Source organism: Arboricoccus pini (assembly GCF_900187945.1).
GTDB lineage: Bacteria > Pseudomonadota > Alphaproteobacteria > Geminicoccales > Geminicoccaceae > Arboricoccus > Arboricoccus pini.
This window is the reverse complement of the sequence record NZ_FYEH01000001.1, coordinates 446,809-469,555: the sequence shown is the minus strand read 5'-3', so window position 1 is coordinate 469,555 and position 22,747 is coordinate 446,809. Positions and strand designations below refer to the sequence as shown.

The window sequence follows — 22,747 nt, the reverse complement described above, 5'->3', positions numbered from 1 at the left end:
CCCGTTGGAGCGGCCGGTCGTGCCGGAGACATACAGCAAAGCTGCGAGACCGGCAGGGCCCCACGATCCACTTCAACAAAACGGGGCGAGGCACGCCTTACCTGCTTCATCCTCTCCCCTCCTCCTCTCTCCCTCCATCAGGCTGCGATGATCGGCTTCGCCAGCTAAGATCGCGTTCCTGGGGTGGGCGACCCACTACCAGCTTTGGTTGGCTATCAACGATGCCCGAAGCGCATCCACACGGCTCTCCGACGCACACGGGCAAAGCGCAATTGCGACGCGGTGCCGCCCGGATCCCCCGCCAGAAGATAGCGACGATGCCGGCGGCATAGTCAGGTCGAAAAGACACGGCCTCCTGTCAGGTAAAACTGAATACTTCAGGTATTATAACACCACCATCCTACATTTACTTATGTTTATAACGATATGGTCTACTTCCGCGCGCCGACGACACGGCCAAACCTTATTTTGCAAGCTTCCATTTCTTCGACCAGATGTTCCTGGGGTCGTATATTCATGACCGGACCAGCGTATCCGTCCCGTCTACCTGGTGGTCACATGTGCTATGGCCGCCCCGACAGGCTGAAAGCGCTGCGTGATGACGCGTCACAAGTCTATGCCGGGCTCGGCACACGACCGCCAGGCTGAGTTTCGCCCGATTCAGGCCGACCTACATGCTCAGACACGACACGTGACAGCGTGCAGGTGTCACGCGAAATGATATTCAAGCGCATAAGATGGCAGCCGATCAGGCGCGGATCTTAGATCCCGACTCGAAACTCTATGAGGGATAGCAGTACCTTGCGACGCGCCTTGTGAGGATGCGGAGATTTGCGACGAAGATCCATGCCTCCGCGCTGGCGATGGTTTTTTCGTAGTCCTTTGCGAGCCTACGGCAGCGACCGAGCCAGGCGAAGGTGCGTTCAACGACCCATCGCCGCGGCAAAGCCTCGAAGCCCTTGGCGTGATCGGAGCGCTTGATGATCTGAAGGGTTCATTGGCCGAGCTTGGTCAAGCGCCCCTTCAGTTTGTCGCCGCCGTAGCCGCCATCGGCGAAGACATGACGCAGTCAGGGATAGCGAAGGCGGATCGAGGCCATCGACGGCCCCGTCTCGATCCTGAATATCGGCGCCGTGGACGACGAGCCCGACCAGATGACCGAGCGTGTCGGTGACGATGTGGCGCTTGCGGCCCTTGATCTTCTTGCCGGCGTCGAAGCCGCGAACACCGCCGCTTTCGGTGGTCTTGACGCTCTGGCTGTCAATGACGCCGGCCGTTGGACTTGCCTCCCGGCCTTCCAGTTCACGCGCCGCCGTGACGAGATGGTGGCTGATCGTCTTCAGAACCCCACGGTCGCGCCAATCGTAGAAGTAGCGCTGGACGGTCGTGAAGGGCGGAAGTCCCTTGGGCAGCAGCGACCATGCGCAGCCGCTCGACGCCAGATATAAGAGCGCATTCACGACCTCGCGAAGGTCCGTGGTCCGAGGGCGACCAAGGGGCCTCGGCTTGGGTAGGAAGGGCGATCTCAGCGTCCATTCCCGATCGGTCAGATCACTTGAATAGCGCAGCCCTCGGCGTGCATGATCACGCCGAGCGGTTTCGATCCAGGACATCGTGACCTCCATCAAGTCTCGCAAACTGACGGAATCACAACCTGGTGAAACTGCTCAACTCTTTTCGGGTTAGGCTCTAAGAGGCAAGAAGGCGACTGCGGCCCGAACTGTATTTAGGGTCGCCGGGTTCGATAGAATCCTGCGCGAAGCGGGCCTTACGCATGGCGGATCTAGGGAAATTTCCGCCGTAAGAATTTTCGGGGCCTAACATGAACGAAACCATTGTCATAGAACCAGCACGGATTGCGGACGTTGAGGCGATCCAAGCGCTTACGCGCGCAGCATATGCGCCTTGGGTTGCAGTGATTGGCCGCGAGCCTCTGCCGATGATAGCTGACTATGAACGGGCGCTTCGTGAGCATCGCATCGATCTGGTACGCCGAAACGGCGAAATTCTTGGCCTCATCGAGATGATTTTCAAGACCGATCATCTGCTGATAGAAAACGTCGCGGTACAGCCGAAATGCCAAGGCCAGGGCCTCGGGCGACGGCTCCTGGCGCATGCGGAGGCGGTGGCCGCAGCCGAGGGCTACGGGACGATCCGTCTATTCACGAATAAGCTCTTCAGGGTCAACCTGAAACTCTATGCCGGGCTCGGCTTTGGCACTGACCGCGAAGAGCCGTTCAAGGGCGGCACCAAGGTCTGGATGAGCAAGGCCATCAACGTCGCTCCTTGAAGAAGGCCTGCAGAAGAGCCGCGGACGCCGTCTCGCTGATACCACCATAGACCTCGGGCCGATGGTGTGCGCTGGAGGAGTCGAGCACGCGTGGACCGTGTTCGACCCCGCCACTCTTGGGATCGGCGGCACCGAAATAAAGCCGGCGGATGCGGGCTGTGCTAATCGCGGCAGCGCACATCGGGCAAGGCTCGAGCGTGACGTAAAGATCGCAGCCATCGAGACGGGGGCGGCCGAGTTTTGCGGATGCCGTCCGGATCGCCAGAATTTCGGCATGCGCCGTCGGGTCGTTGTCGAGATAGACACGGTTGCCGGTGATGGCGAGGGCTGATCCATCGGGCCCCAGAATGACGGCACCGACCGGCACCTCGCCAAGCCGACCGACGCTCTCGGCTGCCGCCAACGCCACGGTCATCGGCGCCGTCGGTTGGGCTGGAGCACACCCTTTGGCCTCTGGCGAGATGGGCCGCTTTACCGGCGGATCATCCACTGACGCTTGCCAAGCCGCACTGGCTTTGCCATCTGCGGCAGGCTTGCTCATGATTCATGGCCCCCATGTCCGATCCTACCGATCTCGGTCCCCCCGATGTTCCAGCACTGCCCGGCTCCTTTGGCCAGCGGCTTAGGGCCGGCTTGTTCACTGTCGCCTTTGTCGTCTGGACCACGATTCTTTGCATTGGCTGGCTACCATATGCTCCTTTCTCCTCCGGAAGGCAGATGCGGCGTCTGGCCAGCTTCTGGCAAAGGGGAACATTGTCGCTTCTGCGCTGGATCGTCGGCTTGCGCCACGAGGTCAAGGGCTTGGAAAATCTACCGTCCACGCCGGTCATCCTGGCGTCCAAGCACCAGTCCGAATGGGAGACACTCTTTTTCCACACGGTCCGCCCGGACATCGTCATCCCCTTAAAGCAGGAGTTGCGTAAGGTGCCGATCTTCGGCTGGTATCTGGGCATTGGCCAGAACATCTTTCTTGATCGGGCAGGCGGTTCCAAGGCGTTGCGTGGTATGATCCAGGACGCCCGCGCGGCCATCGCCGATGGTTGTTCGATTTTCATCTACCCAGAAGGCACGCGCAGGCCGCCCTCGGCACCGGCCGATTACAAGCCGGGCGTGGCGGCCCTGTATTCGGGTCTGGACGTACCCGTCGTGCCGGTCGCGCTCAATTCGGCCCGCTTCTGGCGCCGAGGTCAGCCGCTAGGCAAGTATCCGGGCATTGTCACGGTGGAGTTCCTGGAGCCGATTCCGCCCGGGCTCGATCGCAAAAGCTTCATGCGGATACTCGAGGAACGGATCGAGACGCGGATGGCGGTTCTCGAGAGGGAGGCAGCACGCCAGTTCGAACATTAGAGCCGACGTCGCACGGGCTGGCCCGAACGGACAGCGACCCTTCGAGCAACCAGGCCTTCAGCGGACATAGGTCGTGGACATGACGGGATGCGGGCGGCAAGGAATCCTGCTTGGCCTCGGGTTGAGCGTATTGTTGACGGCGGCCGCCAACGCCGATCCCGTTAGACTCGATTTCCTAGGCTCGGTCGAAATGCCCAAGGGCCTGAGGGTGGGCGATACCGTCGTCGGAGGCCTATCGGCTTTGTCCTACGATGCATCGAGCGGGATGTTTCAGGCGGTCAGCGACGATCGCGGCGACGATCCGACACGCGGACCGGCGCGGCTCTACAGCCTGCGAGCCACCCTGGCCGAAAGGGGCGGCCTCGAGAGCGTCAGCATCGTAAGCGTGAGTCCGCTCAAGGACGAGACGGGGCAGCCCTTCAAACCGGGGACGGTGGACGCCGAGGGCATGGCGCGCCTGCCGGGGGATCAAGGCCTCGTCATCACCAGCGAGGGCGATCTCGAGCGAGGCGTACTTCCTTTCATCGGCATCTTCGATCGGGGGCTGCAACTGAAAAGGCGGCTGCCGCTGCCGCCTGGATTCGCCCCCTCGCCCGATGGCCAGCGTGGCGCGCGCGATAATCTCATCTTCGAGGGTGCCAGCTTACTGCCGGGCAGCATGCGACTGGCCATCTCGCTGGAGAACGCACTTCGCCAGGATGGGCCACAGACCTCGGTGACCGACGAGAGTCCGTCGCGGATTTCGCTCTACGATCTACCCTCGGGGCGCCTGGTCGCTCAATATGTCTACACTGTCGGCCGCATTCCGGTCGTGCCGCCCGATCCCGGGAGGCCGGGCGACAATGGCATAGCAGATATCCTGGCCCTGGACTCCACGCATCTTCTGGTGATCGAGCGGGGCTACACGCCGGGCGTCGGCAATTCCATCCGCCTCTATGCGGCAGACCTCGATGGGGCGAGCAACGTCCTGGATCTAGGCTCGCTCAAAAATGAAACCTATAGACCCATGCGAAAGACACTGCTTCTCGACATGGCCAGACTGGGCGTGCGCCTCGACAACGTCGAAGGCATCACCTTTGGACCGAAGCTCGGCGATGGTCGCCGCACGCTCCTCCTCGTCAGCGACGACAATTTCAACCCGTCCCAGCGCACGATCTTCTATGCGCTGGCAATCGAAACTGCGGCGCCCTAGAGCGGCCTAAGCCCCGACTTCGGCGGTGACCTCGTCCAGCGCCTTGGCGAATCGATCGAACATCTCGTCAACTTCCTCGATCGTAATGACGAGAGGCGGCGAAAAAGCGCAGCTGTCGCCGGCCGGCACGGCGCGGACAATGAGCTTTTGACGCTCTTCGGCATGATCCCGCAGGCGCTTGGCGAACGAGCCCGTGGGCACGAAGCTCGTCTTGTTCGCCTTGTCGGTGACGAACTCGATGGCCCCCATAAGGCCAATAACGCGCACATCGCCTACTAGTGGGTGATCCTTAAAAGCGAGAATGCGCTCTTTGAAGCGGGCGCCCACGGTCTCGACATGCGCCTTCAGGTTCCGACGCTCGACGATCTCCAGCATCTTGAGGGCGACAGCGCAGGACACCGGATGGCCGGCATAGGTAGCAGCATGACCGAAGACGCCGACTTCAGTCGAGCCTCTCTCCATGGCATCGTAGAACCAGGACGGCAGGGCCAGCGCCGACAGCGGCATATAGGCGGACGTAATGGCCTTGGCCATCGACATGGTGGTCGGCCTGATGCCCATGGCCTCGGAACCCCACATCTTGCCGGTGCGCAGAAAGCCGTTGATCACCTCGTCGGCATGGAAGATGACATCGTAGCGGTCGAGCACGGCCTGCAGCTTGGTGTAGTAGCCGGCAGGCGGGATGACCACGCCGCCTGCCCCCGTCACCGGTTCTGCGACGAAAGCGGCCACAGTATCAGGGCCTTCGGCCAGGATCAGCGCTTCGACCTCGCCCACGAGCCGATCGACGAATTCGGCCTCGCTCTCGCCAGGCAAGCCGTTTCGATAATAGTGTGGATCGCTGACATGCAGGATGTTCGCGATCGGTAGATCGAACAGCTTATGGTTGGCGGAAATGCCCGAAAGACTGGCGCTGCCCAAGGTCGCGCCGTGATAGCCGTTCTTCCGCGCGATGATCTTCTTTTTTTCAGGCCGACCCAGCGCATTGTTGACGTACCAAGCGAATTTAATGAACGCATCGTTTGCCTCGGAACCCGAAAGCGCGAAATAGAGGTGTGCGTTCTCAATGGGCACGAGCGCTGCAAGCTTCTCCGCCAGCTCGGCTGCAGGCGTAACCGATTTATAAGCAAGCGTATGGTAATAGGGCAGCTTGCGCATCTGCTCGGTAGCCGCTTCGATGAGCTCCTCCTCCGAGAAGCCCAGCGCCGTGCACCACATGCCGGCAGCAGCCTCGAGATAGGGCGTACCGTTCTCGTCGAAGATGAAGATGCCCTTGCCACCATTGATCATCGTCGGCGGGTTCTGGCGCTGGCGTGCGAGATCGACGCTGCCATGCACGAGATAACGGATATCGCGCGCCGCTATCGAGTTTTCGATCATCCCATCCATACCACCCGATCCTTTGCGCTTAAGCTACCAGGTCCAGAGCACCCGCCCTGAGCGCACGCCCCAGAGCCTGAGCAAAGCCCTCGACGATCGCTTCGTCCATCACTGTCGAGAGGAAGCCCATGCCCTTGGTCGAGATGACATAGCCCTCCTTAACGAGCCGTGTCTGGAGCGCGAACATCGCCTTGGCCTGGGCGGGCGTCCGCCATGCGCTGCGATAGTCCTCGATCGGCTGTCTCGTGAGGTGCAAATTGAACATCGAGCCCACACCGGAGGCATGGCCCTCGACCCCGACGGCGGCAAAGGTTTCGTCGATCCGCCTCCTTGCCAGGTCGCCCAGAGCATTCAGCCGGGCGAAGACTGCGGGCGTGAGGAGTTCCATCGACACTCGCCCGGCCGTCATGGAAACAGGATTGGCGCTGAAGGTGCCGCTCCAGGGCAATGCGGGACGGCCCTGGCGATGATCGAAGACCTTCATCACCTCGCGCCTCCCGGCAACAGCACCGACTGGAAAGCCGCCACCGATAATCTTCGCCAGTGTCGTCAGATCTGGCTCGATGCCGAAAAGCGTCTGCGCCCCGCCCTCATGCAGCCGAAAGGAGATCACCTCGTCCAGGATCAAAAGGGCGCCAACGGCGCGGGTCGCCGTCTGCACCGCCTTGATGAAAGGCTGAGTAATTGGCGTCATGCCCATGTAGGTGGGCGTGGCGTCGATCAGGACGGCCGCCAGGCTGGGACCATGTTCGCGGATGATCCGGTCCGCGGCTTCGGGATCATTGAAAGGGATAACGATGACGTCATCGGTCACGCCCTTGGGCGTACCCTTGGCGTAAGGGACGGAAGCTGGCTCATTGCCCCAGTTCGTCGGCGAGGAATCGAGGCTTACTTCCACATAGTCGTACGACCCGTGATAGGCCCCTTCCATCTTGACGATCTTGGATCGACCGGTGAGTGCCCGAGCCGCCTTGACTGCCGACATGACTGCTTCCGAACCGGAATTCGAAAAGCGTACCCATTCAAAGCCGGACACCCGCTCACAGAGAAGCTCCGCCAGCTGGATCTCACTCTCGGTCGGCATCGTGAAGGCCGTGCCCAACCCGATGCGATCACGCACCGCCTCGACGATCGCCGGATGAGCATGGCCATGGATCAGCGAGGCAAAATTGTTGAGCAGATCGACCCGCCTAGTACCATCGACATCGATGACATAGGGGCCCTCACCGCGGGCTGCATAGACGGGAAAAGGCTCCTGCCAGGGCTGGATGCGCGTGATGCCACCCGCAAAGACCTTGCTGCCGCGCTCGTAGAGCTTTCGCGACTGGCTCTCGGGATCCGGCCACTCCGTCATTTCCGCGCACTCGCCATCGATCGTCAATATTCATCGAAATAACCCGATACATATCCTGTGATCACAATGTCAAACATGAAATATTTGCCCAGTATAGCGCCATTAGGGCCATAATTTCATCGCCATCTCCGAACGTCGATATCGTCGCCGCTAGGTTCGAGTTCGCGACCGAGCGCAGCAAGGGCCGAAGGTCAGTACGGCTGCAGCCGTCGCCGGGATAGAGCATTGCAAGCACGCATAGGCGAGGAGGGAGACACGCCGACCCTGCCGTCGAGAAGCGTGACGCAACCACGGCAAGGCCCGACCCGTCGAAGAGATCCCGGATCTTAGACAGCGGCAGCGTATGACGGCCATCGCGGCAGCCGGGCCGAGTGCCCCTGGCCAGAAGGTTTTTCAGTAGCGCTGGTGACGAGGCTTCGAACACGAACTTCCCCCACGCAAACTTATGGTGCGGGTTAGCTTTCGCGCTCTAGTCCGGACGAATCGTCAACCGGCCGAGACCAATCGCTTGAGATGATCCAGCGTAGCAGGCGCCACCGCCTTCAGAGCCACCACAACCGGCGGGAAGTCGGTAGCCGTCGCCACCCCCGGAACCGCCACCTTGAGATTAGCCACGGCTTTCGTCGCAACAGCCGTCGCCGTCACACTGTCGGGTCCGTCGCCCGCGATCAACTCGAGGGCGGCGATCGCCAGCATCGTGCCGATCTGTCGTTTGATGCAGGCCTGCCGCCGGGCCTCCGGAGTAAAGCCGGCAAGCTCACGTCCTGCCCTTGCTCGCGCCGCCTCGCTGGTCATTGGAACCTCCCATCATCCCTGCGCTTCCGGGCCTCAGGAAGGGGGAAGCACACTGGGTCCGTCAAGGTGCGGCAAGCCACCAGTGTATTTGACCAACGTCAACGAACTGTCCATCGAGTGCCGCCCCGTGAAGCACATGGGCCGGCGCTCCCGGCTCCACGGGACTGTCCAACACCGAGAGCGCTCCAGAAAAGAATGTCTGACTGTTTATAGGTGCTGACCGCAACCAAGGTTGAACTGTAGGCCGACCATCGCCGGCCTCAGGCCGTCTCCGAATCCTCCAGGTCCAAGCTTGCCTCGCGCGGCAGGCCTAGCGCTCCAGGGCGAGAATATAAACGCCAAGCGCCGGCTTCTCGGCAGCAATCTCATCGCCACAAGCCGATCATTTCGAAGAGCGGTTTTCACTCGAACCCGAAAGTGGCCTGCGAGAGAGCATCGATGTTGGCCCGGCTAGTCGTCATCGCGATCTCGATCTTAATGCCTGCGGTCCTTGACCTAGCGGATCAGACGCTCCACGCCCGGCCTCAAGGACAGTCCCCTTTCCCAAACCAAAGCAGTAAACGGGCCGTTTTCTCACGATGTAGCGAGGCAGTGGTGGCATCGTCGAGGTCGGGATGTCATGCCTTGCGGAGCGATGAGGAAGCGCATGCCTCCTTACCACCCTTGACCTTGAGGAGGGCCGCATAAGGGGGCTGGTCCCAATGCCACCCAAGACCGGCCGAGGCGAAGCTATCGTTGAACGCTGCACGGTGCGCCTCCTCGGTTTCGGCAAACGTGCCTTCGACGACGAAGATGAGTACCTCAAGCAAGAAACCTCCTTGATCATCATGCCCAAGATGGGCGTTGAGAAAGATTACCTTGCGAACTCGCGTTCGATGACCGCTCGCGACCGATGGACCCCATCGGCGACGGAACCGCCCCCGATATTCGTTGAATGGAGGTGAGATCCTGCTTCGGGATCACTCTTGCGAGACAAAGCGATGACGTTCCTGAAAAGGCGTTTTGCCGCTCCCTTGGCGCTACTGAGCAGCCTTGCTGCGGTTTCGGCCGCGGCGCAACCCGCTCTGCCGGGCCCCTGGGGGCCTGACTGGCATCGGCCACCGTCCTGGCACGAGACCGCCGCGCCGCAACATTGGCATGGTGGTGGCCCTAGCTGGGTCGCACCGATTGCAGGGGGTGTCGTCGGCCTAGCTGCAGGGTTGGCGATCGGCAGCTATGTCGCGAACCTGCCAGCGAAGCCGCAAACGATCGTTGTCGAGAATGCCCCGACACCGCTCTATTATGCGGGCGGCACCTACTTTGTACCGTCCGGCCAGCAATATCAGGTAGTGGCGCCGCCAACCTATGGGGCGCTGCCGACGGGCGCGCAGCCGGTGGTCGTACGTGGGGTTACCTATTTTGTTGCCAACAATACCTGGTTCATGCCCTTCACGGCGCCGACCGGCGGCGTGATCTATCAGCCCGTACCCTCGCCCACAGGTTGAACAATGACGGCCCGCTATACGGGCCTGCGGGGACGTAGCCAGACGAGGACGGCAAACGCCAGGATTGCCAGAAGGTTCAAGGAGACGACGAAACTCTCGACATTCTGGGCTGGACCGATGGTCACAGCGGCGTTGAAGCCGCCGCCGAAGGAAAGATTCAAGGCGCCAAGATGCGTGGCCTCGGTAGAGAGCCTCAAATAACAGCCGAGCACGAGCTCATAGAGCAGCACGCTCGTCTGGATGGACAGGATCTGCAGGCCTTGGACCCACAAGGATAGATTCCAGCCCTGCGGCCGACCGTCCATCAAAAGAAGACCTGCAATGATCGCCACCGCAAACAGCACGATGCCCAGGAGAATGAAGCCCTGGTTGACGACAGGGATGAAGCGGGCGACGCGCAGATATTCCGGCAACGAGACATAGAGCCCAATGGCCCCGCCGAGCAATTCGTTCAACCCGATTACCCAGCAGAGGACGACACGCGGCCAGTCCGACCGCGTCATCGCCTGGGCAAGCCTGAGGCTCAGCTTTTGGGACCGTCAGCTGCGACATAGACCTTGAGCATCTTGCCCGGGTCACGGGGCGGCTCGCCCGTCGGGATCTTGTCAACGTTGTCCATGCCGCGAACTACCTGACCAAAAACGGTATACTGGCCGTTTAGATGCGGTGCGGGGGCAAAGCAGATGAAGAACTGGCTGTTGGCACTGTTGGGATTCATCGTTCGTGCCATGCCGAGCGTGCCACGCTCGAAGGGCGTCTTTGAGAACTCCGCCTTGAGGTCGGGCTTGTCTGATCCACCCGTACCGGTCCCCGTCGGATCACCCGTCTGCGCCATGAAGCCGGGAATGACGCGGTGGAAGACGATGCCGTCATAGAAGCCAGCACGCGCCAGTTCCTTGATTCGCGCAACGTGCTTGGGCGCCACGTCGGGCAACAGCTTCACGATGACTGGGCCATTTTCCAGGACGATCACCAGCGTGTTCTCAGGATCGAGCCCGGCCGGGATCTCGACCGCGGGGGCAGCACTGGCGCCCCCGGCGCCGGCTTCGGCTGCCATCATCGCCGCCAAGCCCAAGGCTGCCTGTCTCCGTGTCATCACGTTCCTCTCCCATGCTAGCGAGCGACAGCTGGACCAGATGCCGCTCTCGTCGCGCACAACTAGAAGGGTTTGGCAGCGGACGAAACCACCCGCCACTAATTTCCTTACTCGTCGCCTCGGTATTGCTCTCGAGCGCAATCGGACATGTCGCGATTCGTCATGGACGACAGGCTGAAGAGCCGGCCTCCATGCGCTTGGCGTCAGGTGATCCTTGTCGCAAAAACCCGACGCGGACTAATGGCGACCGACCCGCACAAGATAGCCGGCCAGCATGATGGGTTGATCGGGCGAGATGCGCTTCGGCTCCGTCCACATCCCAACGCGCGCTCGAACAAGCCGCGACGGGATGATCGGGGCTGAAATCACCTTGCGATCTGTCCAAGGCCAGCGCGCCCATTGATCGCAACGTGTGAGAGTTCAATCTCGCTCAGCACCGACGGGAGGAAGCGAAAGTTCGTCGAGATAACGGCGGCCGATGTCGAACTGTAACGTATCCCTCCCTCCAAGGCGGTCTCGGCGACACCAAGGCAATCTTCGACGAAGGCCATGGGCCCTCTCGTCCCCAAATGTCGGCACGAAACCTCTCAGCGCTACGTGTCGGTCCGGGCCAGGACATACTCGACGCAGCGCAGCAAGGCCGCGATCGGGGCGATTTCGATCCGATAGGCGAGCGAGAACGGCCGGGAAGCTTGTTCCATGCGGCGTAGCGTCTCCATGCCTTCGGCATTGCGAGAAAGCTGCACGACCATCGCCGGATTGAGGGTTCGACGAGCCCAGTTCAATAAAGTTCCCTTATCCATCGCGTGCGAAACCAGTGATGGCTTGGTACCAACTACACTCTTGGTTTCGATCATGGCGGGATCACCGTCTTAAAAACTGATTACGGGATGGGATTATTAAGGTCGGGCGACGTGGCGCAATACCGGCATTGACGATGTACGCATCAGGCTATGGCAACGGACGCTGGCCACCGTAAGAATCTGCGATTTCGTGCGTGGCTCGCGTCCCAGGATATGACTGTAGTTGAGATAGCATCAACGAGCAGCGCTTTGGTGCACGTGCCATGGGACCACCTGATCCACCGTCGCCGGTGGGGTATCGACCATCCCCCCGCTCTTCGGCACTCGCCATCGCCGCCAGAGTTACGATCGGCAACGAGAGCTGGGGAAGTCGATTAGCGTTTATCGCCTAAGCGGGACCGCTGCGGCCCGCCGACGAGCGACGCGGTTGCCGGTCCCATCAAAGGGCTCTTTGCAATAGGCCGCTGACGACGACGATCCCCGAAAGGCGCTCTTTTGCCAGGATCAACCATCCACACGGACATCCGAGACAGGATAATGCCGAGCAAGAGTGAAAGGTTGGTTACGCGAGGAGAAATCAGGATCGGTCCGACATCACCACGTCGATCGGCGATTGGACCCGGCCGCCGATACCAGCATACCGGGCTTAGGCCGTGGTGCATTGGCAGGCTCTCTAGAGCGCGAGAGGCCGAGCATGAGCCGCCATGACGCGACACTCTGACCCACTCGACGTGCTGCGGCCAGAACTGTGTAACCGAGCAGCCATCTGCAAGCGTCGCATCCCTTCTCTTATTCGTTCACCGGGGCGGACGGACGGTCCGGAAGTGTCGGGGCATCGGCGCCACGCGAAACGAGCCTCTCCAAAGACTGGCCGAGTGACGGAGAACGAGGCGCGGTTTGCCCCAGGGCAACACATCCCACTACGGGAAGGCGGAACGGTCCGCAGAAAACCGCTTTGGCCCCCAGCCATCGATCTCTTAACCGCCTCCAGCGCAAGGCTTTTGGTCACGCGGCATGCCCGAGGAGCTGCCAGCACTGACCATCCTTTGGAGCACACCGCCTCGGAGGATCGCCTTCGAGACGGCGCGGCAGGTCGCTTCAGCCTCGCGGGCGCTTGGCGAAATTTGGGTCGGCGGCTCCCTGTCAGCGCAACGCTCCCTGAATGACTGGAGGCAGGATCGCCTTTAGCGGCGCACGGTGACATAGGGCCCACCGAGAGCGGCGATGTCGCTAGCCAGCAGCGTGACGTCCCGACCTTGGCCGTCATAGGCCCCCCGGCTCTCGAGATAGGCGGCGAGACGCGGATCGACGGCAGCTACGGCCGCAGACATCAGGCGAGTCTGGCCGCCCAGGCCGACGAAACGCCAGGCCGGGTCACTGATCAGCGCCCAGCGCACCGCGTGGAAGAAGAAGACACCATTGCGATCGGCGATGCGGGTCGGCGCCGCGGCCCAAATGATCGTGCAGGAGCTACCGCAGCGGGCATCTGCCGACAACTCCGCTCGGATCGGATGGTAACTGGTGAGAAAGCGTGTCCAGGCGGCCATCAACCGCGCCGTCGCAAAGTCGCCGCCACCGCTGTTGAACCGGAGGCGAATCGGCTCGACGTAACGTATGGCAAACCAAGCGGTGGCGCCAACATAAACAATGCCGCCAATCGGATGGATGTCGCCGACATGCACCGCACCTTGGCTGGGATAGATGCAGAGCCCGCCGCAATCATCGACCTCGGCCCAAAGGCTCCAGCCTCCAAGAACGAGGAGCAGGAATCCGACCAGCAGGCCGAATCGCCGTCCACGCCGCATCCTCGATCCTCCATTTGGCCATGATTTTTCTGCCGCCCGACAACCGAAAAGTCGAGACGGCTAAACTCCATTGCCAGCGAAACCCGTTTCTACCTCGGGCATGGCGGGCGGCAGTTCAAGACGTCATGATCGGACGGGAGGCAAATAGCCTGAAAGCAAGGTCCGACCGATCCTTCCGGGCGAGTAGCGGCGTAGGAACGTTATCTTTCGGTCCTGTCAAACAAGGCACGCAACGCCGCCATTTGCCGCGATGAAGCCCAAACTGAGGGGATGATGGCAGCGTCTCAGGGTGCCAACGGCGATGAAGAGGAGGGCGTTTCGCGCGCCGCTGCCAGGACCGCATGTGCAGCAGCGATTTCCCGATCCAAGGCGGCGGCGATGGCGTCGGGCTCGCCCGCTACCTTACCGATAGGTGGTAACGCCGCGCTATCAACCATCGCAGCAACGTTGAGGACAGCAGGCTTGCGCGGCGGGGGCTCGATCACGATCTTGCGATCGTCTGCGGTCGACGCGGCAGCCGCCGGATTCGATGGCGACTCGAATTTTGAGAAGTTGCCCGCCAGGGCCTGTAGCGGCAGTCCCATCGTCTCGGCCTGATCCTTGGCGATCGCCCTCACGCGGAGACCATCACCTGCCCCCTCGGCCAGTTGTGGCTGCATGCGCACATAGGCCATCACGCGAAGCTTTGCGCCCAGGTCGTGGCGATCGACCGCAGCCAGCAGCGCGGCACGGACAGCAGCCAAAGCGCGATCGTGATCCTCCGCGTTGGCCGCTGAACTGGCAATCTCGCTCAGCACCGCCAACTGGCGATCCACCAGACCGGCCTGATCGGCGATCGACGCCAGATCATCCATGAAGCTCTCTTCAAAGTCCTGGCCTCTCCAGAGCGGGCGTTGACGATCCAGGAGGATGAGAGCCGCGGCTAGGTTAAGCCGTCCAGCAGCGACATCGGCATCGACGAGATATTTCCGCGCAGCCACTGCCGAAGCGAAGTCGGCGCTGCGGGCCACGACCTCGAAAATATTGCGCGCCTTATCGGTATCACCAGCCGCGAGATGCACCCGCCCCTGCAGAAGCTGGATGGCGGGTTCTCCGGCAAGCTCAGGCCACTTCAAGGGAATGAGTTCGGCAAGTCGTGCGGCATCGCTCAAGGAGCGCTTGGCCAACATCGCGTCGAGGATAAGCGGGACGAAGCGCCGGGCAATCTCCTTGGGATAGGCAAGGAGCGTGCCTATGGCGGCGCGTAGCGCTGCGGGATCGACTGCGCGGCTCAGGCGCAAGGCTGCCACCGTCCGCCAAAAGCCTATTTCGGGCTCGGCATCGAGCGCGCGATCAAAAACCAATACCGCATCCGGGCGGTCGGCCAAGCAGGCGGCTGCCCCCTTAAGAAACGGATAAGCGCGGTCGAGCGGGTCAGCCTGGCCCAGCACGGCCAAGGCTTCCGCACCAAGCCCCAGTGCGACTAGGCGCCGAGCACGGTCGATCGGGCTGCCATTGATTGGTGGGAACGCCCCGGCCGCCAGCGCTCGGAAATCCACGCCCGGCCAGTCCGCTGCCGCCGTTGCCGCCGGCTGGCTCAGGGAGGCAGCCGAATTGGGCCCGCCCTGCCAAGCAGTACCCGGGGCCTTGTCGGCACGCCCCCCACCCTTGCCCCGGGCCGTATCGTTTGCCGTCACCGACGACACCTCGCTCCCCAATGCTGACACGGTTTGGCCGGTTTCGCTTGCCGGTTGGGCGGAGGTCTCGGCAGGGGACATAGACGGAAACGAATTCACTGTGGGAACCAACACGCCTCCCGACTGGACAGTCGCTGCCGCATGTGCCGCCTCCTCGACGGCAGTCCGTCCGATGGCAACGCGGACCTTGCTGGTCGCAATGCTTGTCGCGTTGGCTGTGGCGCCGAGAATGGCCGATGCGTGCTGCGAGCCGCCGTCGACTGCAGCCGCCGCATTTCCTGGCCCTGCAATCCTCGCCCGCGCGCGGTCGCGACCAGAGGCGGCCGCCGTCCATGCCGTCCCGATGAGGGCCGGAATTGCTGCAGACGCAGCTCGTCCGGGCTCGCTACTTTGTGCCAATCCCATAGATGTCGAGCCGGCGAAAATGCCAAGGCCGATCAGGATAACAACCAGCGACGAACCGACATGCAATGCGCCGCCTGAACCTAGGGAGGGCCGCTCATCGAGCTTGACGGCCGGACGATCAGCTCCCTGTGCGCCGAGCTTGCCCGCCTCGCCGCAAGAGCGTTGCTGTCGCTTGGGGTCAAACGGGTCCCGCCATTGGGGTAGCCTCCCGGGCGATTCCGCTCCGAGCATGACAGGCGAGCACCTTTCCGCTCGCTCGCGCTCAGGCCGCACTCATGACGGCCGCAATCTTGGCGCGCAGGGTCTCGGCATTGAATGGCTTGACGATATAGTTGCTGACGCCGGCTGCCTTGGCGGCGATGACATTCTCAGTCTTGCTCTCGGCGGTGACCATGATGAAAGGGGTATGCTTCAGATCCGAATCAGCCCGGACCTTCTGTAGAAGCTCGAGACCGGTAACGGGCACCATGTTCCAGTCGGAAATGACCAGCCCGTACGGGCGCGCCTTCATCATCGAATAGGCCATTCCACCGTCCGTCGCCTCGTCGACGTCGGCAAGGTCGATCTGCTTTAGAAGATTGCGGACAATGCGCAGCATCGTCTTGTAGTCGTCGACGATCAAGACGGGCATGTTCTTATCGAATTGCACGGGGCTCTCTTTCCTTGGGGCGGCAAGGCCGGCCTTGATCCAGACCGGTTCACTCACAAAGATTACCCTCGTGCGACTTAACAGCCGGTTAACGCCACGGATTGCGCTGCAGCAAAAGACCCGATGGGCCCTGCCTCAGTGCGCTCCGGCAGAGGAACTGAAATCGGGCGCGTCGACGCCCGCTTTGCGCAGATTGGCGACGACTGCGGCTTTGAGCCGCTCGAGCCCTGCCTCGCTCGTCGATTCCGCGCGAGCCACCAACACCGCCTGGGTATTTGAGGCCCGCAACAGCCACCAGCCGTCGTCCGTCTTCACGCGCACACCGTCGACGTCGTCGACATTCGCATTCTCAAGGGCAAGGCTGGCCTTCACGTTCCGCACCGCCTCGAACTTCCTATCCTCGGCGCATTCAAAACGCGTCTCAGGCGTGGTGAAGGTCTCGGGCATGGCATCCCTGAAATCCTTGAGCGTCCTGCTGCCACGCGCCAGGATGTCCAAAAGCCGTACGGCAACGTAGAGCGCGTCATCGTGACCGTAGAAGCCGTCCTTATAAAAGATATGCCCGGACATCTCACCCGAGAGCGGCGCCCCCGTCTCGATCATCTTGGCCTTGATCAGCGAGTGGCCGGTCTTCCACATCAAGGGCTTGCCGCCCATCCGTGCCACCTCGTCGAAGAGGACCTGACTGGCCTTGACATCGGCGATGATCGTCGAGCCCGGCAGCCGCTCCAGGACGTCGGAGGCAAGGATCTGCAAGATCTGATCCCCCCAGACGATACGGCCATCCGAATCGACCACGCCAATCCGATCGGCATCGCCATCGAAGGCGATGCCGATCTCGGAGCCGGTCTCCTTGACCTTGGCGATAAGGGCCTGGAGATTTTCCGGCACGGTCGGATCCGGGTGGTGATTGGGGAAGGCGCCGTCAATCTCGGCGAAGAGGCAGACATGCTCGCCCGGCAGGCGTGCCGTCAGAGCCGCCATCACTGCGCCCCCGGAGCCGTTGCCAGCGTCCCAGACCGCCTTGAGCGGACGCGTGCCATGATAGTCTTGCAGCAGACGGCCGACATACCGCTCGAAAAGATCGATCTCCTGGACCCGCCCCTGCCCGTTGGTGAAGTCGCCTGCGGCCGCGACCCGGCCCAGTTCAACGATGTCCTTGCCGAAAAACGACTTCTTGCCCAGCATCATTTTGAAGCCATTATGCGTGGGCGGGTTATGCGAACCGGTCACCATGATCCCGCCATCGGCGCCCAGCTCATTGACGGCAAAATAGAGCATCGGCGTGGGGCCTAACCCCACATGCAAAACTTCGATGCCGACGCTTATCAGCCCATCGATCAAGGCTGCCTCGAGCGCGGGCGAACTCAGCCGGCCATCGCGACCGACCGCGACCGTCTTCCCCCCCTGGCGCACCAGGATCGTGCCGTAGGCCCGGCCGATAGCCGCGGCGTCGGCAGGAAACAACGTCTCGTCGACGATGCCGCGGATATCATACTCACGTAGCACGGAGGGATGAAACCGGTGCGCCAAATCACTCATCTTTAGGGTCCCCTACCTTCCGAAAATAGGAAGGCCTTATCAATATGTTCGATTACACGGCAGTCCGCCGCCGCCTGTTGCTCAAGCGTAGCGCTTTAGGATCTGGGCAAAGCCGTCCTTGAGGTCGGACCGACCGAGCGCGATGCCGACGATCGCTTCAAGATAGCCCAGTTTGTCGCCGCAATCATAGCGGTGCCCCTCGAAGGCCAGCCCATGGAAGGGCCGCACGCCAATCAGCTTGGCCATTGCGTCAGTCAACTGGATCTCGCCGCCGGCACCCACCTCATGCGCCGAGAGATGGGCGAACACGTCGGCTGTCAGGACATAACGCCCGATCACGGCCAGCCTCGACGGCGCAACCTCTGGCTTCGGCTTTTCGACCAGCCCCTTGACCTCGGTCAGCCGTCCCGTTGTCGCGCCCGGTGTGATGACCCCATAGCGCTCGGTATGCTCACTCGCCACCTCCATGACGGCGATAACGTTGCCGCCGGTCTCAGCATGCGCTTCCGCCATCTGGGCAAGGCAAGCCTTTTCGCCCGTGATAAGGTCATCGGGAAGCATAACCGCAAAGGCCTCTTCCTCGATCAGATGCCTGGCGCACCAGACCGCATGCCCAAGGCCGCGGGGCTCCTGCTGCCGTACCGAAACGATCTCGCCCGGCGTGTAGAGTTCGCGCTGCAGTCGCTCCAACTCCGCTTTCTTGCCCCGCTTAGCCAACGTCTCGAAGAGTTCGACGGCGCGATCGAAATGATCTTCGATCATCACTTTGCCGCGTCCGGTGACAAAGACAAACTTCTCGATGCCGGCGGCCGCCGCTTCCTCGACCGCATATTGAATAATCGGCTTGTCGATGACTGGCAGCATTTCCTTTGCCAACACCTTGGTGGCTGGCAGCATACGGGTACCGAGGCCTGCCACTGGAAATACGGCAGTCTTAAGCTTCGCCATGAAACGGTCCTTTAGAAAAACAACGCGCACAATAAGGGCTGGGCTTCAATATGGTTGCCCAACCCGAGATCGTTTATCTATCAATTGGCCGACGATCAATCGCCACGCGAGATTACGAGCCTCAGGCAGCGGCCGCTTGACGCTCCCGACCGATCATTTCGAGATCATAGGGAGTAGTCTGATACATTTCGTTGACCCAGTTGCCAAAAAGCAAGTGGGCGTAAGCGCGCCAGCAGTTGCGCGGCGCCTTCTCATAGTCATCATCAGGGTAATAATTCGACGGAAGCGCCACATCGCCTAGACTTTTGAGCCGATCACGCTGAAATTCTTCATGCAGCGTGTAGGTATCGTACTCCAGATGATTGAACATATAGACTGTCCGGAATCGCGGTTCATGCAGCAGGCAAAGACCGGCAGCATTGGATTGCGCCAGAACCTCCAGCCCTGCGTCGGCCGGCAGATCCGCCTCGCGCACTTCAGTATGCCTGGATACCGGAATCTGGAAATAATCGTCCAGCCCCCGCATCAAATTCGGTCGCCGCGTATCCTGCCGCTCACGTACGACATGCGTGAACACGCCGAAGCGCTTGACTGGCAGCACATGCTTCGGAACGCCATGAAAATGATAGAGCGCAGCTTGCGCACCCCAACATATATGAAAAGAAGAATGTACATTGGTACGCGACCAGTCGAAGATCTGGCAGAGTTCGTTCCAGTACTTGACCTCCTCAAACGGCAGAAGCTCGACCGGCGCGCCCGTGACGATCAGGCCATCAAAACGGCGCTCCCGCACGTCCTGCCAAGTCTGATAGAACGACTGGAGATGCGAAAGCGGCACAGTGTTGGGCCGGTAGCTCGAAGTGGTAAGCAGCGTTAACTCGATCTGCAACGGCGTAGCACCGAGGAGACGTGCCAGCTGCATTTCCGTCTTGGGCTTGTCAGGCATCAGGTTGAGAAGCGCAACCTGCATTGGCCGAATGTCCTGGCGCAGCGCGTCATCGGCACCGATGAGGGGCACGCCCTCGACACGCAGCTTCTCAAAGGCTGGCAAGTCGTTCGGGATCTTGATCGGCACAACTGCTCTCCGTCCACGCGGCCGGCCTTCGCCTCGCCGAACCGCACGTCTAAAACCCGCTTGGCGGCGGGCCGACCGGCCAGATCAAGACGCAAGAGAAGTTGCTCTCAACCTTTTAGCTGCTTGTTTTAGGTGGCCGCAAGCCGGTCAGCCAAATCACCACCAGCGGATTGAGGTGGGCCTTGCTGACCGCCAAGTCAAGACAAGGCCGGCATGCGCTCGCGGCGTGCGACAGGTCCGGCCGCAGATGTGAAGAATCCTTGCGTGAGCAGGGCCATGAGGGCTATGCGCCTCGTTCACCTTGCGACCTCGCGTCTGGCAAGCTTGCCGCGGGGATCGAAAGGCGGCGGGACGAGCCCGCCCTCATTGCAACGATCGACGGTCCATGTCCTCATTTCCACAGCCGCGCCCCGGCATTCTCGAGATCACTCCTTATGTGGGTGGCAAAGGCGGTTCAGGCGATCGCGCCAACATCGCCAAGCTATCCGCGAATGAAAATCCGCTTGGGCCCAGTCCTCACGCGATCGAGGCCTATCAGGCCACGGCCGCCAGCCTTCACCGGTATCCGGAAGGCGGATCGGAAACCCTGACCCAGGCGATCGCTCGTCGATTCGACCTCGATCCGAGCCGGATCATCTGCGGTGCCGGCTCCGACGAACTCATCGCTGTCCTGATCCGTGCCTATGCCGGTCCTGGCGACGAGGTGCTGACCAGCAGGCATGGCTTCCTCATGTACAAGCTGGCGGCGTTGGCAGCCGGGGCGCACGTGATCGAGGCACCCGAGACGGAGTTGCGCAGCGACGTCGACGCGCTCCTGCAAAGAGTGACAAGCCGGACCCGCATTCTCTTCATCGCCAATCCCAACAATCCGACCGGCAGCTTCATCGACGGGGCCGAGTTGACAAGACTGCACGCCGCCTTGCCGCCGCACGTCATCCTCGCGGTCGATGCCGCCTACGCCGAATACGCCGAGGGAACGCCCGGTTACGATAGTGGGCTGAGCCTAGCCAACCAATATGAGAATGTCGTCAGCTTGCGGACGTTCAGCAAGCTGTTCGGCCTGGCGGCCCTGCGGCTCGGTTGGCTGTTTGGTCCGAAACGCATCGTCGATACCTTGCACCGCGTACGCGGCCCCTTCAATGTGAGCCTGCCGGCCCAGGCGGCGGGCATTGCGGCCTTGAGCGATCTCGCCCATCAAGCCGCAGCGCGAGCCCATAACGATCGTTGGCTGCCTTGGGTCAAGCAGGAACTCGAGGGCCTGGGCCTCAAGGTCTGGCCCAGCCTTGGCAATTTCCTCCTGATCGAATTTCCGCGCCGGCTGGGCCAGGATGCGGTGGCCGCCGAAGCCTTCCTCGAGGCGGCGGGCGTGATACCCCGTGGCATGGGCAGCTATGGGCTGGGTCATTGTCTGCGGATCAGCATCGGGACCGAGGCCGAAAACCGCAGGCTGGTTCAGGTACTGGGCGCGTTCCAGGCCAGACATACACTCCCAGGCGGGTCCGACCGATGACCAAATCCCTGGGCCTGATCGGCTGCGGTGCGTTCGGCACATTCATGCTCCGGCATCTGGCGCCTTTTTTCCGGGTGCGGGTCTTCGACCGGTTCCGCGACCTCGACGGTATCCGTCAGACCTATAATGTGGAGATCGCGGCCACGCTGGAGACTGCCTGCACAGCAGATATCGTCGTCCTGGCGGTGCCGGTGCAGCAATTAGATGAGCTTACGGTGGCAATCGCCCCGCATCTGCGGCCCGGCGCGATCATCCTCGATGTCGCTTCGGTCAAGCTTAAGCCCGCAGCCATCCTGGCGCGTAATCTGCCGGCCAATGTCGATATCGTCTGCACGCATCCACTCTTCGGACCGCAAAGCGGAAAGAACGGCATTGCGGGACTTAACATCGCTGTCTGCCCGCTGCGCGGCCAGAGCTACGCGTGCGTCGTTGCGTTCCTGCGCGAACGGCTGGGACTCAAGGTGATCGAGACCACTGCGGAACGCCATGATCGCGAACTGGCCTACGTGCAGGGGCTCACGCATCTGATCGCCAAAATTCTGGTGCAGATCGATGTGTCCGACATCAAGCAGACCACGCGCACCTGGGAGCTCCTCATGCAGAGCGTGGAGATCGTACGGTATGATTCCGAGGAGTTGTTCCAGGCGATCGAAAGCGAGAACCCCTATGTGGGCGAGGCCAAGACCCGCTTCTTCGATGCGGCAAGAGCTCTTGAAGCGCGGCTCTCCAACCACGCCGCCGACAACGGCGAGGCCGGATGACGACTGACGCCACAGACGGCTTCGCCTGGTTCTTTGGCTACGGCTCTTTGATGTGGAACCCTGGATTTCCCGCGGATGCCTTCGAGGTCGCCGAGTTGGTTGGTTGGCAGCGCCGGTTTTGCATCGCCTCCAGGCATTACCGGGGCACGCCTGAATTGCCCGGCCTTGTCCTTGGACTCGCTCCCGGAGGGCAATGCACCGGCCGGGCACTAGGCGTATCAGCGGAGCGCGAGGCCGAGGTGCTCGATTATCTAGATGCGCGCGAACAGGTGGGCGGCATCTACGTTTATGACCGCCTCAAGCTGCCGCTACGACTCCCCTCTACCGATCGGCATGTGGAGGCATGGTGTTATGTCAGCCGTCCCGATCATGAGGATTTTGCCGGCAACCTCGACCTTGGCACAATCGCGACGATCATAGAGGCTGCCAGCGGCGTTGCCGGTTCGAATGTCGAGTATATGGAGAACACTGTTCGGCATCTGCGCGAACTGGGCATCGTTGAGCCCGAACTTGAAACGCTCCTTAAGCTAGTCGAGCGCCGGTCCTCCGGGACGCGCTAGGCCGCCGTCCTGGAACCATTACCGACCTGAGACGTCTCCACCACAAGCAACGAAATCAATTTGCTGACGCGATAA

General features: G+C 61.6%; 21 protein-coding genes, 1 pseudogene and 1 riboswitch. Of the genes and pseudogenes, 7 read left to right on the top strand and 15 right to left on the bottom strand.

Annotation, left to right across the window (positions count from 1 at the left end):
- Positions 1–781 precede the first annotated feature (781 nt).
- Positions 782–1,613 (bottom strand): annotated as a pseudogene (locus CFB17_RS02255) (IS5 family transposase).
- Positions 1,614–1,822: 209 nt separating this feature from the next.
- Between CFB17_RS02255 and CFB17_RS02250 the strand changes: the two are divergent.
- On the top strand, positions 1,823–2,290 hold the full coding sequence (locus CFB17_RS02250; RefSeq protein WP_088559746.1) for a GNAT family N-acetyltransferase: 468 nt from the start codon (positions 1,823–1,825) through the stop codon (positions 2,288–2,290).
- On the opposite strand, the gene CFB17_RS02245 is transcribed toward CFB17_RS02250, so the two are convergent.
- A complete protein-coding gene (locus CFB17_RS02245) occupies positions 2,274–2,705 on the bottom strand; it encodes a nucleoside deaminase (RefSeq protein WP_088559884.1) in 432 nt (143 codons plus the stop codon). The two genes, CFB17_RS02250 and CFB17_RS02245, sit on opposite strands and share 17 nt — an antisense overlap.
- A 140-nt stretch (positions 2,706–2,845) precedes the next feature.
- On the opposite strand from CFB17_RS02245, the gene CFB17_RS02240 reads away from it, so the two are divergent.
- Both CFB17_RS02240 and CFB17_RS02235 read left to right on the top strand, forming a co-directional pair.
- A complete protein-coding gene (locus tag CFB17_RS02240; protein WP_088559745.1) occupies positions 2,846–3,637 on the top strand; it encodes a lysophospholipid acyltransferase family protein in 792 nt (263 codons plus the stop codon).
- Between the two features lie 121 nt (positions 3,638–3,758).
- The gene (locus CFB17_RS02235; protein ID WP_165769376.1) at positions 3,759–4,829 is read left to right on the top strand and encodes an esterase-like activity of phytase family protein; all 1,071 of its coding nucleotides are present in this window, start codon (positions 3,759–3,761) and stop codon (positions 4,827–4,829) included.
- Positions 4,830–4,835: 6 nt separating this feature from the next.
- Here the strand turns inward: CFB17_RS02235 and CFB17_RS02230 are convergent, their stop codons facing one another.
- The 4 genes from CFB17_RS02230 to CFB17_RS02215 form a co-directional block, all read right to left on the bottom strand.
- On the bottom strand, positions 4,836–6,218 hold the full coding sequence (locus CFB17_RS02230; RefSeq protein WP_243389672.1) for an aminotransferase: 1,383 nt from the start codon (positions 6,216–6,218) through the stop codon (positions 4,836–4,838).
- A gap of 19 nt (positions 6,219–6,237) precedes the next feature.
- The gene (locus CFB17_RS02225; protein ID WP_088559882.1) at positions 6,238–7,563 is read right to left on the bottom strand and encodes an aspartate aminotransferase family protein; all 1,326 of its coding nucleotides are present in this window, start codon (positions 7,561–7,563) and stop codon (positions 6,238–6,240) included.
- Positions 7,564–8,049: 486 nt separating this feature from the next.
- Positions 8,050–8,358: a hypothetical protein gene (locus CFB17_RS02220; RefSeq protein WP_088559743.1), complete on the bottom strand. Its 309-nt coding sequence runs from the start codon at positions 8,356–8,358 to the stop codon at positions 8,050–8,052.
- Between the two features lie 617 nt (positions 8,359–8,975).
- The gene (locus tag CFB17_RS02215; protein ID WP_088559742.1) at positions 8,976–9,167 is read right to left on the bottom strand and encodes an HAD family hydrolase; all 192 of its coding nucleotides are present in this window, start codon (positions 9,165–9,167) and stop codon (positions 8,976–8,978) included.
- A 171-nt stretch (positions 9,168–9,338) separates the two neighbouring features.
- Here CFB17_RS02215 and CFB17_RS02210 point away from each other — a divergent pair, with 171 nt between their 5' ends.
- On the top strand, positions 9,339–9,842 hold the full coding sequence (locus CFB17_RS02210; RefSeq protein WP_088559741.1) for a DUF6515 family protein: 504 nt from the start codon (positions 9,339–9,341) through the stop codon (positions 9,840–9,842).
- Between the two features lie 14 nt (positions 9,843–9,856).
- Here CFB17_RS02210 and CFB17_RS02205 read toward each other — a convergent pair whose 3' ends face one another.
- The 9 genes from CFB17_RS02205 to CFB17_RS02160 form a co-directional block, all read right to left on the bottom strand.
- Positions 9,857–10,345, bottom strand: a complete 489-nt coding sequence (locus CFB17_RS02205; protein ID WP_088559740.1) for a hypothetical protein — start codon at positions 10,343–10,345, stop codon at positions 9,857–9,859.
- Positions 10,346–10,365: 20 nt separating this feature from the next.
- On the bottom strand, positions 10,366–10,938 hold the full coding sequence (locus tag CFB17_RS02200; protein ID WP_322112112.1) for a peptidylprolyl isomerase: 573 nt from the start codon (positions 10,936–10,938) through the stop codon (positions 10,366–10,368).
- Positions 10,939–11,531: 593 nt separating this feature from the next.
- On the bottom strand, positions 11,532–11,795 hold the full coding sequence (locus tag CFB17_RS02190; RefSeq protein WP_133063817.1) for a hypothetical protein: 264 nt from the start codon (positions 11,793–11,795) through the stop codon (positions 11,532–11,534).
- A 1,130-nt stretch (positions 11,796–12,925) separates the two neighbouring features.
- Positions 12,926–13,546, bottom strand: a complete 621-nt coding sequence (locus tag CFB17_RS02185; RefSeq protein WP_088559737.1) for a hypothetical protein — start codon at positions 13,544–13,546, stop codon at positions 12,926–12,928.
- A 284-nt stretch (positions 13,547–13,830) separates the two neighbouring features.
- Positions 13,831–15,222 (bottom strand): hypothetical protein, encoded by a 1,392-nt coding sequence (locus tag CFB17_RS02180; RefSeq protein WP_133063816.1) that lies wholly within the window; start codon positions 15,220–15,222, stop codon positions 13,831–13,833.
- A gap of 667 nt (positions 15,223–15,889) precedes the next feature.
- The gene (locus CFB17_RS02175) at positions 15,890–16,258 is read right to left on the bottom strand and encodes a response regulator (protein WP_322112115.1); all 369 of its coding nucleotides are present in this window, start codon (positions 16,256–16,258) and stop codon (positions 15,890–15,892) included.
- A 153-nt stretch (positions 16,259–16,411) separates the two neighbouring features.
- A complete protein-coding gene (gene pgmG / locus CFB17_RS02170) occupies positions 16,412–17,818 on the bottom strand; it encodes a phosphoglucomutase/phosphomannomutase PgmG (protein WP_088559734.1) in 1,407 nt (468 codons plus the stop codon).
- An 81-nt stretch (positions 17,819–17,899) separates the two neighbouring features.
- Complete coding sequence (gene galU, locus CFB17_RS02165) at positions 17,900–18,766, bottom strand: UTP--glucose-1-phosphate uridylyltransferase GalU (protein WP_088559733.1); 867 nt, start codon at positions 18,764–18,766, stop codon at positions 17,900–17,902.
- Positions 18,767–18,887: 121 nt separating this feature from the next.
- Positions 18,888–19,841: a homoserine O-succinyltransferase gene (locus CFB17_RS02160; RefSeq protein WP_088559732.1), complete on the bottom strand. Its 954-nt coding sequence runs from the start codon at positions 19,839–19,841 to the stop codon at positions 18,888–18,890.
- 95 nt (positions 19,842–19,936) lie between these two features.
- Positions 19,937–20,014, bottom strand: a riboswitch (SAM riboswitch).
- Positions 20,015–20,226: 212 nt separating this feature from the next.
- Here CFB17_RS02160 and hisC point away from each other — a divergent pair.
- Genes hisC through CFB17_RS02145 form a run of 3 tightly spaced genes read left to right on the top strand, consistent with a single transcriptional unit; the run spans position 20,227 to position 22,672 of the window.
- Entirely contained in the window at positions 20,227–21,351 is a 1,125-nt protein-coding gene (hisC, locus tag CFB17_RS02155; RefSeq protein WP_088559731.1) for a histidinol-phosphate transaminase, read from the top strand.
- Positions 21,348–22,112, top strand: coding sequence for a prephenate dehydrogenase (locus CFB17_RS02150; RefSeq protein WP_088559730.1), 765 nt, complete (start codon positions 21,348–21,350; stop codon positions 22,110–22,112). Before hisC ends, CFB17_RS02150 begins: the two co-directional genes overlap by 4 nt.
- Positions 22,109–22,672, top strand: a complete 564-nt coding sequence (locus tag CFB17_RS02145) for a gamma-glutamylcyclotransferase (protein ID WP_088559729.1) — start codon at positions 22,109–22,111, stop codon at positions 22,670–22,672. Before CFB17_RS02150 ends, CFB17_RS02145 begins: the two co-directional genes overlap by 4 nt.
- Positions 22,673–22,747: the final 75 nt, after the last annotated feature.

Bases quoted from the DNA above. Each gene is read 5' to 3' on its own strand.
- CFB17_RS02220 (WP_088559743.1), bottom strand. From the start codon at position 8,358: ATGACCAGCGAGGCGGCGCGAGCAAGGGCAGGACGTGAGCTTGCCGGC.
- CFB17_RS02230 (WP_243389672.1), bottom strand. From the start codon at position 6,218: ATGGATGGGATGATCGAAAACTCGATAGCGGCGCGCGATATCCGTTAT.
- CFB17_RS02210 (WP_088559741.1), top strand. From the start codon at position 9,339: ATGACGTTCCTGAAAAGGCGTTTTGCCGCTCCCTTGGCGCTACTGAGC.
- CFB17_RS02205 (WP_088559740.1), bottom strand. From the start codon at position 10,345: ATGACGCGGTCGGACTGGCCGCGTGTCGTCCTCTGCTGGGTAATCGGG.
- hisC (WP_088559731.1), top strand. From the start codon at position 20,227: ATGTCCTCATTTCCACAGCCGCGCCCCGGCATTCTCGAGATCACTCCT.
- CFB17_RS02250 (WP_088559746.1), top strand. From the start codon at position 1,823: ATGAACGAAACCATTGTCATAGAACCAGCACGGATTGCGGACGTTGAG.
- CFB17_RS02145 (WP_088559729.1), top strand. From the start codon at position 22,109: ATGACGACTGACGCCACAGACGGCTTCGCCTGGTTCTTTGGCTACGGC.
- CFB17_RS02150 (WP_088559730.1), top strand. From the start codon at position 21,348: ATGACCAAATCCCTGGGCCTGATCGGCTGCGGTGCGTTCGGCACATTC.
- CFB17_RS02245 (WP_088559884.1), bottom strand. From the start codon at position 2,705: ATGACCGTGGCGTTGGCGGCAGCCGAGAGCGTCGGTCGGCTTGGCGAG.
- CFB17_RS02200 (WP_322112112.1), bottom strand. From the start codon at position 10,938: ATGACACGGAGACAGGCAGCCTTGGGCTTGGCGGCGATGATGGCAGCC.
- CFB17_RS02185 (WP_088559737.1), bottom strand. From the start codon at position 13,546: ATGCGGCGTGGACGGCGATTCGGCCTGCTGGTCGGATTCCTGCTCCTC.
- CFB17_RS02175 (WP_322112115.1), bottom strand. From the start codon at position 16,258: ATGCCCGTCTTGATCGTCGACGACTACAAGACGATGCTGCGCATTGTC.
- galU (WP_088559733.1), bottom strand. From the start codon at position 18,766: ATGGCGAAGCTTAAGACTGCCGTATTTCCAGTGGCAGGCCTCGGTACC.
- CFB17_RS02240 (WP_088559745.1), top strand. From the start codon at position 2,846: ATGTCCGATCCTACCGATCTCGGTCCCCCCGATGTTCCAGCACTGCCC.
- pgmG (WP_088559734.1), bottom strand. From the start codon at position 17,818: ATGAGTGATTTGGCGCACCGGTTTCATCCCTCCGTGCTACGTGAGTAT.
- CFB17_RS02225 (WP_088559882.1), bottom strand. From the start codon at position 7,563: ATGACGGAGTGGCCGGATCCCGAGAGCCAGTCGCGAAAGCTCTACGAG.
- CFB17_RS02190 (WP_133063817.1), bottom strand. From the start codon at position 11,795: ATGATCGAAACCAAGAGTGTAGTTGGTACCAAGCCATCACTGGTTTCG.